This window comes from Bradyrhizobium liaoningense, assembly GCF_018130785.1.
Lineage (GTDB): Bacteria > Pseudomonadota > Alphaproteobacteria > Rhizobiales > Xanthobacteraceae > Bradyrhizobium > Bradyrhizobium liaoningense_A.
In genome coordinates, this window is the sequence record NZ_JAFCJT010000001.1 from 12924 (window position 1) to 26625 (window position 13702).

General features: G+C 58.0%; 9 protein-coding genes. 1 reads left to right on the top strand and 8 read right to left on the bottom strand.

Annotation, left to right across the window (positions count from 1 at the left end):
* Positions 1-3 precede the first annotated feature (3 nt).
* The 6 genes from JQ627_RS00050 to JQ627_RS00075 form a co-directional block, all read right to left on the bottom strand.
* The gene (locus tag JQ627_RS00050; RefSeq protein WP_212482137.1) at positions 4-1785 is read right to left on the bottom strand and encodes an AIPR family protein; all 1782 of its coding nucleotides are present in this window, start codon (positions 1783-1785) and stop codon (positions 4-6) included.
* A complete protein-coding gene (locus JQ627_RS00055; protein WP_212482138.1) occupies positions 1782-2798 on the bottom strand; it encodes a PD-(D/E)XK motif protein in 1017 nt (338 codons plus the stop codon). Before JQ627_RS00055 ends, JQ627_RS00050 begins: the two co-directional genes overlap by 4 nt.
* Entirely contained in the window at positions 2782-5616 is a 2835-nt protein-coding gene (locus JQ627_RS00060; protein WP_212482139.1) for a Z1 domain-containing protein, read from the bottom strand. Before JQ627_RS00060 ends, JQ627_RS00055 begins: the two co-directional genes overlap by 17 nt.
* A gap of 13 nt (positions 5617-5629) precedes the next feature.
* Positions 5630-7123, bottom strand: a complete 1494-nt coding sequence (locus JQ627_RS00065) for an ATP-binding protein (protein ID WP_249142804.1) — start codon at positions 7121-7123, stop codon at positions 5630-5632.
* Positions 7120-8955, bottom strand: a complete 1836-nt coding sequence (locus JQ627_RS00070; RefSeq protein ID WP_212482140.1) for a sigma-70 family RNA polymerase sigma factor — start codon at positions 8953-8955, stop codon at positions 7120-7122. Before JQ627_RS00070 ends, JQ627_RS00065 begins: the two co-directional genes overlap by 4 nt.
* 566 nt (positions 8956-9521) lie before the next feature.
* Positions 9522-9872: a hypothetical protein gene (locus tag JQ627_RS00075; RefSeq protein ID WP_212482141.1), complete on the bottom strand. Its 351-nt coding sequence runs from the start codon at positions 9870-9872 to the stop codon at positions 9522-9524.
* A gap of 346 nt (positions 9873-10218) precedes the next feature.
* On the opposite strand from JQ627_RS00075, the gene JQ627_RS00080 reads away from it, so the two are divergent.
* Positions 10219-10515: an AlpA family transcriptional regulator gene (locus JQ627_RS00080; RefSeq protein ID WP_212483118.1), complete on the top strand. Its 297-nt coding sequence runs from the start codon at positions 10219-10221 to the stop codon at positions 10513-10515.
* Here the strand turns inward: JQ627_RS00080 and JQ627_RS00085 are convergent.
* Positions 10469-11725 (bottom strand): site-specific integrase, encoded by a 1257-nt coding sequence (locus JQ627_RS00085; RefSeq protein ID WP_212482142.1) that lies wholly within the window; start codon positions 11723-11725, stop codon positions 10469-10471. The genes JQ627_RS00080 and JQ627_RS00085 overlap by 47 nt on opposite strands.
* A 292-nt stretch (positions 11726-12017) precedes the next feature.
* A complete protein-coding gene (guaA, locus tag JQ627_RS00090) occupies positions 12018-13616 on the bottom strand; it encodes a glutamine-hydrolyzing GMP synthase (protein WP_212482143.1) in 1599 nt (532 codons plus the stop codon).
* Between the last annotated feature and the right edge of the window lie 86 nt (positions 13617-13702).

The following is a 13702-nucleotide window of genomic DNA, read 5'->3' on the forward strand; positions in this document are numbered from 1 at the left end:
TGTCTATCGAGACAACTCCGGAATGCCGGCTGGTATCGGTGGAAACGTGCCTGATTGAACCCTCGCCCAGCACTCCTCCTTCTTGGCCCATTCTGAGATCTGGGCGCCGGCCGCAGTTTGTCGCAGGACCTCATCCATTCTGGATGCGAGTACCTTTGCAAAAGCGGACAACTGAGGCGAAATTGACTGACGCTGCCAAATCGACTCCAGCGATATTTTATCCCGGACTTGCTCGGCAAGCCAGGAAACCGTGTACGCAGTGATGTTCGCCTGCGCCTGATTGAAGTCGCCTGCGAGGACGATCTTGTGCACTGCCTTGAAGATTATAGCTTGAGCGATCAGCTGCTTGTAACCGGCAACATCGAGCGATACCGACGCGGCGGCACTTTCAGGGTCCGACATAAACCGATCGAAATTCTTCTGGCTCCCCAGCGAAACAATATGTGGGTTGCCTGACCAGGCCTGGATGTACTTTGCCAGATCTGTCTTGCCAAACTTTCTGGACGAGGGAAGCATCTCCCTGATCTTTTTGAGCTTCGCTGGCGTAGTGCCTTCCCGTGCAAGCATGACATTGTAGCTACCCGACGCACGCTCGTAAAACCACCTACCAACACCATCGGGGCAGTAGGTCGCTAGGGCCAGCTTCTCGAGCTCGATGTGGAAGGGCTTGTTCGCAGAAAGGTCCGACACCTTCACCGCGTTCTGGCTGTTAGCGTATTTTGAGATATCGCCAATCAGAATGTCTTCCGATTCCGGATCATGACGATGAAGAATAATAACCTTTGCTGGCACTCTGACGCGTCCGAGATCGACTTCGGGGTGCTTGCGTTTGGTAAAGTAAATAGACGCGGTAGTTTGACCGCCATTAACAATTTGCATTCCTTTCAGCCACGACAGCCCGGTAGAACCGTCAGATGTGCGTGAGAAGCTTGCTTCATCAGCGATCAGAACGATTCCATTGTTGTAAGCCATGAAGCGCTCTGGCGCATCGCGCAATGTATCCCGGATACCCTTGTTCACTTTTCCAGTCTGGCTCAAAAACGACCGCACGTTGGCCTCCAGAAGGCGCGCCCCGTACCGATCATACAATAGACGGAGAGCGTTGCCCGGCATCGCCGTCAGCGCATAGTCGTAGTCCTCGTCTTCGCCAGGGACATACACGCACGGTATGGCAGATCCACATATTTCCTCGAAGTTCACCACCAGTTCATCACGCGGCTTGCCCTCGGACCAATGTCGGTAGAGGCGCTCTATGTCCATCGCCTCAAGTCGCACCGACCGGCCCGCGACTTCCTTCGATTTGAAGGACTTCGTCTTGGCCTGACGGTCAGTGATGACGTAGACCCGGATTTGCTCCAGTTCGGCGTAGCAATCCCTGATCGTCAGACAGAGCTCATATGCATCATCCGAGGGATCAATGGCGTTCGCCAGCGTTCCATCTGCAGCCTTGCCCAAAAATCTCAGGCACTGCTCTGCAGCTTTAACGACTTCGCTGTCTGGAATGCTCTCTACGGTGTCCGTTCCGGCATAGAGCGTAACAAACAGATCAAGCTGGTCGGCATCATCCGAAACAGCGTAGCCGTTCAGCTTCAGCATCGCTCCACTGATTTTACGCTCGATATGAAGCGGCCGCGTATCGAACGTCATGCCGCACTCCGACAGGTGCTGCATAACCACATCTGTGAAGGCCGCCTCTGCTTTTAGGTACCCTCCTTCTGCCATCCGTTCGCTCACGAGCTTACGAACGTCGCCTTGTGTCTGTACGAGAAACTCTTCAAGGGTCATGGCTGACTCACTCCAAAGCGTGCGAGCGCCTCCGCATGCGAGACCGTCGCTCCGTTCACAAGTTCAAGATCGATCTCATAGGTTGCCGATCTTATGGCGGGTGGTACCGAACTGCGAACAAGGCATGGAAATGCGTTATCGACTTCCAGAATACGCATTTCGATGAGCGCCAGCCGCCGAGTGTACAGTGCTTCAGCCTGCGGCTCGTAGCCTGCCAACAGCAGAGCGCGGTCGAGCGACGTCAATATGGAAGGCAAATGCGCGACTTTATCTCGCAGATCGACGACCAGTTCCGGAAGTGTCTCCCCGGACTGCTGCTCACACAGGCGCATCGCCGCGAGCAAGATAGCGCGACCGGCCAGACTATCGAGCTGTTCAAGGGAGCTTATCTGGGAGGGAAAGCCATTTGCGGAAGTCGTCGACTTGACCTCAATTCCTACCGTATCGGTCTGGAAGTCCTGAAGCCCTCCGCGCGGGCCTACCCACGCCTGAACCAGCAGGTTGGCAACTGCTCCAGCAGCCAGCGACGAGCGAAGGAATGACAGCTCGCCAAAGAGGCCAATCTCCTCCTCCAGCGAGAGCCGGTCAGACTTGGGCCTGCGCATAAAATCTTGCCACGCGCGGATTCTGGCCAACATGAGAGAGAGCAACCAGGCTTCCGACTGCGGGGTCGATCCTGAAACAGCGGCGACCACGTCAGCCGCCATCTGCACGAACAAGGCAAGACTGCCTTCACGAACGAGACAGATTCCAGTTTTGAAGCCCGGCACGGGCGACTCTTTAGTGACCTCAACCCGAAATCCGAAGCCCTCCGGCAACTGAGCTTTGGGGGGCGCCGTTTCAACGTCAAAGCCGACCAGCAGAACTTCGCTGGCCTCCGGGAATTTAACGCCCCCCCGGAACCGGGGTCCGGAATGACCCAACGCGACCGAAAGTATCCCGTGTTCCGGCTTCTGCCCAGCAAGCGCATTCCAGGCCGCCTCCAGCTCTTCCGTGTCAGTCAGCACCGCCATACTCCTGCATCCAGGCGACGTTGTTCACCTTGTACTCAACCTTCGTGCCAGACTCGCTTGCCGGAAAGCTGATGCCGAACCCAACGACGGGAGGCAGCCCGGCCAGACGGGCGTCATCGGCTTGAGCGGGGTCAAGCAAATAGAGAAGAAGGAGGCCGCGTTCCGGATGACCGTCTTGCCCGTTGATGCCCTCACCTCGTACCCGCCTGATTGCGGGGCCCGATGGCTCCGACGGTGCCTCTGTCGACTTCGAGCGGGCCGGGTCAGGCTTCCAGCTCGCTTGCGTGGCCGACAGCGCCGCATTCCACTCAGCGGCATTCAGATCGAGACCCTCATCGCGTGGCGAGAGCAATCGACCAATTGAATAACGCCCCTCAGCCCCTTCTGAAGCACGCTTTAGCATGGATACACTCAAACCATCAGAAAGGCTGCAAGACTCACCGCGACCGCCTCCGATAACAGCGACGGTCCACTTCGTAAGCTCTCCCACCGCATTCATCTTGCCGATGAACTCCGCCAGAAGGATGCTATTGACCTTGTAGGCGACCGGGTGCGTCTTATAGCCATTCAAAAACGCAATGACATCACTTCCAGCGACCCCTTCCCACAACCTACCCTGCCAACGTTGCGTCGTTTCTCCTCTATTGCGCTCGGGATCATCTTCTCCGTCTCCAAGACGCGAAACGAATTGTCTGGCCGCGTCCAGATTGCGGGCCAATATCGCAGGATCGGTGAACAGAGTGACTGTTTCGGAAACCTGACCGCTGAACGACAGCATCAGGCTCTTGGCCGCCCTCATTTTCAACCGCGAAGTCACGAGCAAGACCGGATGCGACTGCACCTTCAACCCGTATTCCCTTGGGGTTGCGCCTGAAGCCGCCATAATATCGAATTCTTCCCGCAGCTCCTCCGCGGCGTCTGCAATGTGGCCAAACCAGTCTGCGAGCTCAGCCGTGGTGTAGAGCCGACAAAGATCGATGTAGCCCGGCCGATAACCGAACCAGCGCCCCATCTGCATCAATGTGTCGTACATTTTGGATGTGCGCAGGAAGTAGCTGACACACAGGCCTTCGAGTGTCAGACCTCGCGATAATTTATCTCCGCCGACCGCGATGACCTTCAGACCAGGTCCGGTCTGGTCGGCATAGTCCAGAGCATCCTTTGCGGTACCGTTGATCATCCGCACATCGACATCTGCCACTATCAAGCGAACTGATTCAAGAACATCCGACCATGCAGGCGGGTCCATCTGATCAACGAAAGACGGAAAATTGCGCCTTGCACTTTCGATTGTTGGCAGGAAGTCACTGTTCCATAGATGCTCAAGTCGCGCTTCGGCATCTTCGTGACCGATGCGACGCACCAGCCGCTGCCGCAGCGACAGCACGTGCTCTTCGACACGTTGATGGACAATCTTCTGAACGGACGTGAATCGTGTGACATGCACGAGCATCGAGCAATGGGCAGCTCCCTGACCGCGCAGCTTTCTGACAGCGCAGGAAATCAGGAACGACTCTATCGCACGCTCGAGCGATTCCGGGATTCCCGTGTCCCTCTCGGAGACTGGAACGTACCCGTTTTTGTGCGTATGTGGCATCCAGCCACCCTTGCCATCTTCGCTGACGTGATCCTTGATTTCACGGTACAGGGGAAGCCCAAGAGTCCGACCTGCATCCGATCGCAATCCAAAAATCTGGGCTGGGCCAACGTAGGTCGAGGGAGCGGCCAGGTTTGCAATAAAGGCCGACGGAAACAGGTCGGGCCCCTCCTCTGCAGTTTGTCCCCGTTCGTGAATGAAGATGTTCGCGAACGGTGTTGCCGTATAGCCCACATAGGCAGATCGGACGAACGTGTTGAGAATCTTGCGCGTCAGACTATTGATGGCCGTGGGCTCGTGCTCTTCATCCGGCAGGCCATTCTCGTCGAAGATTTGCTCTCCGGTATCCACCGACGCGTGGTCGGCCTCGTCATCGATGAGCAGCAGCGGCAGCCGTCTCACAACCTTGCGCCCGTTTGCGTCCTGATTGTCGGCGACGTGATGCCGGATCCAGGCCAGCAGCCTCGTCAGGATCGTTTTGTTTTTCTTGACCACAAAGAGCCACGGCCGCTGCTCTGGCGTTATGCCCAGCGTGTTCGCGCGTGCGGTGTTAAAATCGCCATTGTTCGTCCTGTTGGTAACGTAGTTCGGCCGAATTGCTGGGTCACGATCGATCAATCCAACGCCAATTTCGCGAATGTCGTCTGCAATCGGCCGGGTCTCGTAGCCCAAAAACCCCTCATCCAGCCGCATCTGGGTCTGCGATCGCAGATTGTTGTGAAGCCCGGCGAGGACGATGATGATCTTGTAGCCAGCGTCCGCCGCCTTGCAAACAAGCCCGGTGTAGTTTCCCGTTTTACCGGACTGAACGTGACCAACTACAAGGCCCCGCCGATCCCACGGACCTTCTCGTAGTGGATCCTCGAGCATTCCGAGTATCGTGTCGGTAGATCGATCGAGTGCATCGACGGCCAGAACCGACATTCGCGATTCAAGATATTCACGATAGCGCTGCCAGTAGCGCCAGTCTGTCTTGCGCGCGGCCTCAAGCCACGGCTTGTGACCGTCGTCATTGTGGATCGTTGAGTCCGTTCCCACCCACAGACTGAATCGCCTCACAAGTTCCGCAATGGCTGCCTCGCGATCAAACCCGTTCTGCCAGCTTGGCTGGAACGCGAGCACCTGATCAATCTTCGCGTTGATAAGCGCCGGACTGACGGTATTACGCTCCTCGTTGAGCAATAATTCCTGGGCAAACTTGATAACACTCTGGTTGCTCACGAGATCGATTCCTTCATGTCCGCTTCAACGTCGCGATGAAGCCGGTCCAGTTATCAAACGGCTCGGTGACTGCGAGCTGACGGCGTGCAGCGTCCTCGCTCATGCCTTTCCGGATCACGAGGTTGTTGAACAATGTCTGAGCGATCGACTTGACTTCTTCGGGGGGCATTCCATCAAAGCCAATTCGCGGCGCCTCCTTTGCCTCGGCAGTGTCGAGCCAGATTTGCTGAACCGGAACAGTCTCCTCGATGACTCTCAGCATTGCGACGACGTCGTCGCGCATTGCACCAGACTGGTCGAGGACGGAAGCCACTGCCGGGTGATCACGCTCAATTCTGTAGCGCAAGCCGTCAGCACTGCGCGTCGCTCGCCATGCAGGCGAAATCGGACCGGATTTTGACCCGCGTTCCCTCTTCCCACGGAATGCAAAGACCCGGCGCGCCCGCTGGCGAACGTCTTCAGCAAAAAGAGAAAGCCGCTGTCTTGCCTCTTGTGGCGGGCGCGCGGTCGACTTTCGGATGTCGATCTTCCAGTCTTCATCCGCGCTGTTCGGAATGTCCAGCCTTATGCGCGCTAACTTGAACGGCTCTTCTTTTGTCCACGATCGCCCCTGACCAAGACCGAGCCAGTGACCGGCGACAAGAAGGCGTTCATGTCGATAAACGTAGAAACCTTGTTGGGAAGTCCAGCCGTCGGGACCCGCCGCGTCTTCATAAACTTTTGGCGGGAGCCGGTCCTTGTGGGGCAGCACAAAGCCTTCGACAGTGATCTCACGTCCATTAACCGGGAATCGGTCGGCACCGGATCTCCAGGTGTCGGAGCGAGCAGACAGGAATGGATCCCATGGACGAATTGGCGATCCGTTAATTCGCACCGTGAGCCGGCGCCCCTCCAGAAATCGGTGAAATACCATCGAGAGATGCTTTTCAACTCGATCGACCAACGTAAGGAAATGCTTGTCAGTCACTCCGGCGGAAACGATACGGTCCAGGTTCTCCCAAAGGACAATCGTGCCTGACGTCATCTTCTCCAGAGGCGCCAGCAGGGTCGCGGATTCGGGGGCCGCGCCTTCCAGCAGCGTCCACTCGCCTTTTGGGTCGTCTCGCAGCACATCAAGATCCCAACGAAGACAAGAAACCGGTCCCTCGCGCCTCGAAGCGACCGTAAGTCTCCTGGCTTGGGAAAACGATGCAGTCTTCAGACCAAGGCCGAAACGACCGAGATCGCTCTCACAACGGTGATCGAGAGGGCTCCGCTCACCAAGCCTCATCGCCAAGTCGAGAGCAGTCGCGTCCATGCCCGAGCCATTGTCCACTATGGCAATTGAACTTTGTTTGCCACTCCAGTTGAATTGAACGTCAATTTCTGACGCGCCCGCGGCAATGCTGTTGTCTATGACATCCGCAATGGCTGCCGCTGGAGAATAGCCCAGGCCTCGCAGGGCCTCGATCATGGCGCTGGCACGCGGCGGTGCGTTGCGCGAAGCCGGCGCAGATCCTTTGCTCATCGGGATGCCTGCAGCAGCTTGAGACGCGCGGGGTGACTGAGAATTCGCAACGCCTTCGCCTCGATCTGACGAACCCGCTCTCTGGTAACATCAAAGCGCTGGCCTATTTCCTCTAGCGTCTGGTCGTCGATACCTCCCAGCCCGAAACGAAGGCGAATGACGTACTCGCTGCGCGGTGGCAGCTTGCTCAACAAACCTCCCAAAAGGCGCTTCAGAGACTTCTCGTGCGGGATTTCATCTGCAGGGGCCAATTCCGTGTCGGCCAGTCCTGCGGGGATATTCCCGGTAACGACGCTGGGTATCTTGAAGAGCCTGCTTGCAACAGCGGTCGAGCACTCAAGTTTTACGGCCAATTCTTCTACGGTTGCATCCCGATTAAGCGCCGCCTTGGTCGCTTCGCGAACACGCGCCGATTTTCTCAAAGTTTCGGCGAGATGAACCGGAATCCGGATTACGCGCGACTGATCATCAACGGCGCGTAACATACTTTGCCGAATCCAGTATGTTGCGTAAGCGGCGAAGCGTGTCTGTTGTGAAGGATCAAACTTTTCAACCGCACGCATGAGACCAAGAGTGCCTTCCTGGATGAGATCTTCCAGCGGAAGCCCTCTGCGAGAATATTTCCGTGCCCAGAACGGCAAAAGCTTAAGGCCGCCCTCCATCGCCCGGTCTCTGGCCTTGCGATACTTCGCGAGAGTTTTCTGAAGCGTGAGCACGGCAGGGTGAGACTGCTGGTCGACAAGCCTTGAAAGCAATTGGCAAGCCGTCTCGAAAGGTAGACGACCGAGCTGAGCTTCAGTGTCTTGCACAACAATACCGGAGAGCGGATCTGCCTCATCTAGCGTTTCCGCTGCGTCGTCGTCCGACACGGTTTCAGCCTGGTCTTCAGATACTGCGCCGGCAACGCGCATGCAAACCGCAATTCCCTCAAGCAACTCTTCTTTGGCGTTGGCGAGCTCTCGAAAAATGCGTCTTTCGCGATCCAGGCTGAAAGACGTGTAGCGATCGATATCGCCCAAAAATCTGTCGGCTATCGTGAGATCCTGGGCTAGCTCATCCTCTAGGTGAGCAATTGCACTCTCGACCTTGTCAACATCAGACGGAGCGACGGCGGCCTCGCCGCGGCTGCTCCAGGTCGCATCTTTTCGACCAGACGTGACCTTGATTCCAGCTTCCTGCATGACAGTGCAGAACAGCTGAAACTGGGCAGCAGTGGCGCCCGGCCAAACGCTTCGCAGCTTCTTGACCGGGATGGACCCTGCCGCGATGGCCGCGGCCATCGTCGATCTTGCGTCAACAGAGAAAGCCAACGGCTGGCTTTGCCTACTGCTCGGAAGCGCAATCTCGACGAACGACCATTCGTCGTGTTCTTCCTTCAGACGATATACGGAGATCGCATCCTGGATTTCGTGACACACTTCGTTGGAGGAATGCGTGGAAGCGGGAAGGAGAAACTCTTCTTCGGGTTCCCATTCGCCCGCGATATCGTCCCGGTCGACGTCGGACGCGGGATCTTCAACCGGCCGGGTCTGAAGAACGGTGATTGGCTTCGAGAGCCGAACAGCCAAATCGTAATGTCCCTCCACCTCAGCGAGCCGCGAGGCAGTCCGACCTTCCGAGTCTTCGAGAAAAGGATCCGCTCCTTCTTCAAGCAACAACAAACAAACGTCAGTGCGTCCTGCCTGAGCCGAGATCATGAGAGGTGTGCGGCCCGAGGAATCCCGACCGTTTGGCGAAGCGCCTCTCCTGAGATGCAACAAGACGAGACTCTGCTGGCCCTTCGAGAGAGCCAGGCGAAAGAGCGGCGGGATCGCTACCGTCGGATCAAGCAAAGCCCCACATGCCGCAACGCAACATCCCCCGTAAAATCCCGTACATACGAATCGAGCCCCGCCAGAACAAATTCAGCCAATCGAGTAACGAAGCCAATTATGCTTTAGGAGCAGCTTAAACTGGTGCGCGGTTCCGATGTATACTCTTACTGGCGTTCGAAATCGAGCTTGGCGATGTGCGCGTCAGAGTCCGGCCGGCACAATTTCCGCTGGATTTTTCCTGCATAATTCCAGTCAGCTCGCGGTTCTCCATCGGCCAGAAACCGGGGCGCATTTGATTTCCTTCCAGAACGCACTATCGCTACTCGTCAGCGCAATGAACAGCTGATCGACTTCTTCCTTCACCAGCCGCAAGCGTCATGGCGGCACGAGCCTGACGTCAACGTCTCTATTCTGCCTGGAAGAGCCGTTGGCGCTGACCATAAAACCGAAGTTCGTGAGCATGTTGGTTGGCATCCGCGCGCGAGCAAAAGCAGACCAACCGCTCCTCTCGCATGTTCATCGCGCGCCCGCTCCGAACTCGAATTTGCAAGAGCTATCCCGACCAGTTCGCCGCGCTGATGAGGTCAGGGTCGTAACTTTCGCTTCCAAACGGGTTGCGGCACCTGAGAATGGATACTTCGAGGCTCAATCGGCGGTGGAACGCCGAGTGGGCGGCTGTCCCTTATGCGCTTGAGCTCATCCAACTCCTCTTGCGCCCATTGCCTGCTTTCTCGAACCAAGCGCGATATCTTTTCAAGTTCCTTATCTTGCTCGGCTTGCCATTTTCCGAGTTCGACCGGGTCCTCGGGATCGGCACAACCCTTCCTGCGCATCTCCTCAACCCATTCATCGAACTGCGCCATTCGCTCAAGCTCTTCCGCTTCAACTTGGCGCAAGTCCCTAAGTACCCGACCAGTCCTTGGTTTATCGTTCATCGTGCCCCCTTGCCGGACGCGGTATAGCAAGCAGTTGAGCGCATGGAAGCCCTCCCTTTGGCGGTGGTCGTCGTAGCGATCCAATAGCCTGCATCGTGGCGTTCCAAGGGAAATGCCCGACCAGCTTGACGCTGACTGGGCTGTTCAAATCTGCGGGGTCGATTTTCCTGTTGGACGTTTTGCTGGAAGTCTACAGCACAACGGGGTTCGAACCCTGGATGGATTAGATTGCCTGAAGGTCGTCGCCGGATGTTTCTTTTTCCACGATCACTCACCAAGGAAGCTTGCACGACGCGCTCAATTTCCTACCGCTGGAACGATCAAGTTCGATCTTGTGAGCAGCAACTTGGCACATCGGGAAATAACACCCATCAAACGCACCATCCGGCGAGATCAGCTTCGCGAGATGGTCCCGCTCGCCGACAGCACCATCTATGAGATGGAACAGCGCGGAGAGTTTCCAAGGCGGTTCGCGCTCTCGCCCCGGTGTGTCGTGTGGGACCTCGCGGAGGTCGAAGCATGGCTGGCTGCGCGCAGAGCGACACCTCTTGCTCGTGCGCCTCATCCTGATGTCAGGCAGCGACGAACCCGGCCGGTCAAAGTGCCGGGTCGAGCTGCAGGAGCGGCATTGAAGGGGGAATAAGGATCGGGATGTATTTCTGGCCACCAACCCAGGCATCAATGATGTTGGACCACTCCTGCATCATATGACGACGCTGCACCTCGTATTCGGCCTTGTTGTAGACGCCCCTTGATGACCGCCCGTCCTCGTGCGCAAGGCACTTTTCAATCCAGTCGCTGTTGAATCCGAGCTCGTTCAGAAGGGTTGACGCGGTCCTGCGCAGATCATGAACTGTGAACGGCTGCAGCGGAAGCCCTTCCTTGCTTGCCTGCTCGACGACCGAATATGTGACCCGGTTGAACGTTGCCCGCGACATGGGAGCGTCGGCGTCATAGCGCGACGGCAGGACATACCTTGAATTTCCCGCACAGGTCTTCAACGCGATGAAGATATCAAGCACCTGGCTCGAGAGATACACGTTGTGCGCCTTCGAACGCTTCATGCGTTCCTTGGGGATCGTCCAGACCGCATTCTCGAAATCGACTTCGTCCCATGTGGCATCCTGCAGTTCGCTCTTGCGGACCATGGTGAGCAGATAAAGACGCAACCCAAGCCTGATGGTTGGCAGTGTCGCAACATGAGCCAGTTGTTTGAGCATGATGCGGATTTCGGCGGGTGAGAGCGAGCGGTCTCTCGGGACAAAGCTTGCGATCGATGCCGGTCCAACCTCGTCGGCCGGGTTTGCGATATTCTCTCCGTGCAGGATCGCGAACCCGTAGATCTGTTTCACGATGTCCCGGACGTGGATCGCTGTTGCGGGAGCACCGCGCTCGACGATAGCTGCGCAATGGGCGCGAAGGTCGCCAGGCGCGATCTCATTCAAAAGGCGCTTGCGCCAAACGGGAAGCAGTTCGCGCTCGAAGATCGATCGCCGCATTGCCCGGGTGCTATCGGCCATGGGCGCCGCGACGAGCCACTTCTCTCCGAGCTCACCGAAACTCCTGGCTTCAAGGAGACGTCGCTTCTCGCGCTGCTTCTCAATAGCGGGGGACCGCCCCTCGCCTACTGCGCGCTTCGCATCGATGCACTTCTCGCGAGCGCGTGCGAGCGACAACCCTGTCGGGCCGTACTTTCCGAAAACCACAGTCTCGCGTCGACCATGCAAACGGTAGTCGAGCCGGAACGATAGCGTCCCCGCGGGCGATACAACCACGTACATGCCGTCGCGGTCGGTGACCTTGTACGATTTTTCCTTTGGTCTCAGCGCCTTGAGCGCAGCGTCTGTCAGCAAGGACTTCTCCTCCAGGCAAAATACCGTCTGCCACTTTTGAGCTGCGTTTGACCGGAGATTTCCTTGTTTTACAGTCACTTGAACAAAGAAAAATGCCGTCAGACGCATCTTCGCGCATGACGGTATTGATCAGGATCGGTGGTTTCAATGGACGGCGACACCGTCAGGTGCTCCGTCAGCCCGGATTCGTGCGTGCCGATAGTTCTCGAATGTCTATGACGAATTCGATCGCAAAATCAGGCCGTTAAGTCGCGCAATTGGATGGATCGGGATAGTCCCGGACGGGCCCGAATTATTCCCACTCAATCGTCCCGGGCGGCTTGCTCGTCACGTCGTACACCACCCGGTTCACGCCCTTCACCTCATTGATGATGCGCGTGGCCGTCTCGCCGAGAAACTTCATGTCGAACTGGTAGAAGTCGGCGGTCATGCCGTCGGTTGAGGTGACGGCGCGGAGGCCCACGACGTAGTCGTAGGTGCGGCCGTCGCCCATGACACCCACCGTCTTCACCGGGAGCAGCACGGCAAAGGCCTGCCAGATGTCGTCGTAGAGGCCGTGCTTTCTGATCTGGTCGATGTAGACGGCGTCGGCCTTGCGCAGGATGTCGAGCTTGTCCTTGGTGATGTCGCCGGGGCAGCGGATGGCGAGGCCGGGGCCCGGGAACGGGTGACGGCCGACGAAGATTTCGGGGAGACCGAGCTCGTAGCCGAGCTTGCGCACCTCGTCCTTGAACAGCTCGCGCAGGGGCTCGACGAGCTTCATGTTCATGCGCTCGGGCAGACCGCCGACATTGTGGTGCGACTTGATGGTGACTGAAGGTCCGCCGGTGAAGGAGACGCTCTCGATCACGTCAGGATAGAGCGTGCCTTGCGCCAGGAAGTCGGCGCCGCCGATCTTCTTGGCCTCCGCCTCGAACACCTCGATGAAGAGGCGGCCGATGGTCTTGCGCTTGGTCTCGGGGTCGGTGACGCCTTCGAGCTCGCCCAAAAACTGCTTGGAGGCATCCACGTGCACGAGCGGGATGTTGTAGTGGTGGCGGAACAGGTCGACCACGGTCTTGGCTTCGTCGAGGCGGAGCATGCCGTGATCGACGAACACGCAGGTGAGCTGGTCGCCGATCGCTTCATGGATCAGCACGGCGGCCACGGCCGAATCGACGCCGCCGGACAGGCCGCAGAGCACCTTGCCCTTGCCGACCTGGGCGCGGATCTTCGCGATCTCCTCCTCGCGGAAGGCGCGCATGGTCCAGTCGCCGGACAGGCCTGCGATCTTGCGGACGAAATTGCGGATCAGCTTGGCGCCGTCGGGCGTGTGCACCACTTCGGGGTGGAACATCAACCCGTAGTATTTGCGCGTCTCGTCCTGGATGATCGCGAAGGGCGCGTTCGGCGAGGTGCCGGCAACCGAGAAGCCCGGCGGCATCTTGGTGATGCGGTCGCCATGGCTCATCCAGACCTGGTTCTTGCTGCCTGATGACCAGACGTCCTCGAACAGCTTGCTCTCGGCCTTGACCTCGACATCGGCGCGGCCGAATTCGCGGTGATGGCCGCCCTCGACGGTGCCGCCAAGCTGCTCCGCCATGGTCATCTGGCCGTAGCAGATGCCGAGCACCGGCACGCCGGACGCGAAGATCAATTGCGGGGCGCGGGGCGAGCCGGCCTCATGCACCGATTCAGGCCCGCCGGAGAGGATCACGGCTTTCGGCTTCATCTCGTTGAAGGCCTGTTCGGCCTTGTTGAACGGGACGATCTCGCAATAGACGCCGTCCTCGCGCACGCGACGCGCGATCAGCTGCGTCACCTGGCTGCCGAAGTCGACGATGAGAATCTTGTCGTGCGCCGAGGCCACCGAGGGCGTCGACGCGGAGCGGTCGTTCTGTGCTGCTGTCATGGCCAGCAGATACGCGACCGCGCCCCTGCCCGCAACCGCGTGGGTGCGCGCGCCCACATTCTTCTTTGGGCATGGACAAACGGGTA

What these genes read in the sequence shown, in the direction of transcription:
- JQ627_RS00055 (WP_212482138.1), bottom strand. Translation starts at nt 2,798, where the DNA reads ATGGCGGTGCTGACTGACACGGAAGAGCTGGAGGCGGCCTGGAATGCG.
- guaA (WP_212482143.1), bottom strand. Translation starts at nt 13,616, where the DNA reads ATGACAGCAGCACAGAACGACCGCTCCGCGTCGACGCCCTCGGTGGCC.
- JQ627_RS00065 (WP_249142804.1), bottom strand. Translation starts at nt 7,123, where the DNA reads ATGAGCAAAGGATCTGCGCCGGCTTCGCGCAACGCACCGCCGCGTGCC.
- JQ627_RS00075 (WP_212482141.1), bottom strand. Translation starts at nt 9,872, where the DNA reads ATGAACGATAAACCAAGGACTGGTCGGGTACTTAGGGACTTGCGCCAA.
- JQ627_RS00050 (WP_212482137.1), bottom strand. Translation starts at nt 1,785, where the DNA reads ATGACCCTTGAAGAGTTTCTCGTACAGACACAAGGCGACGTTCGTAAG.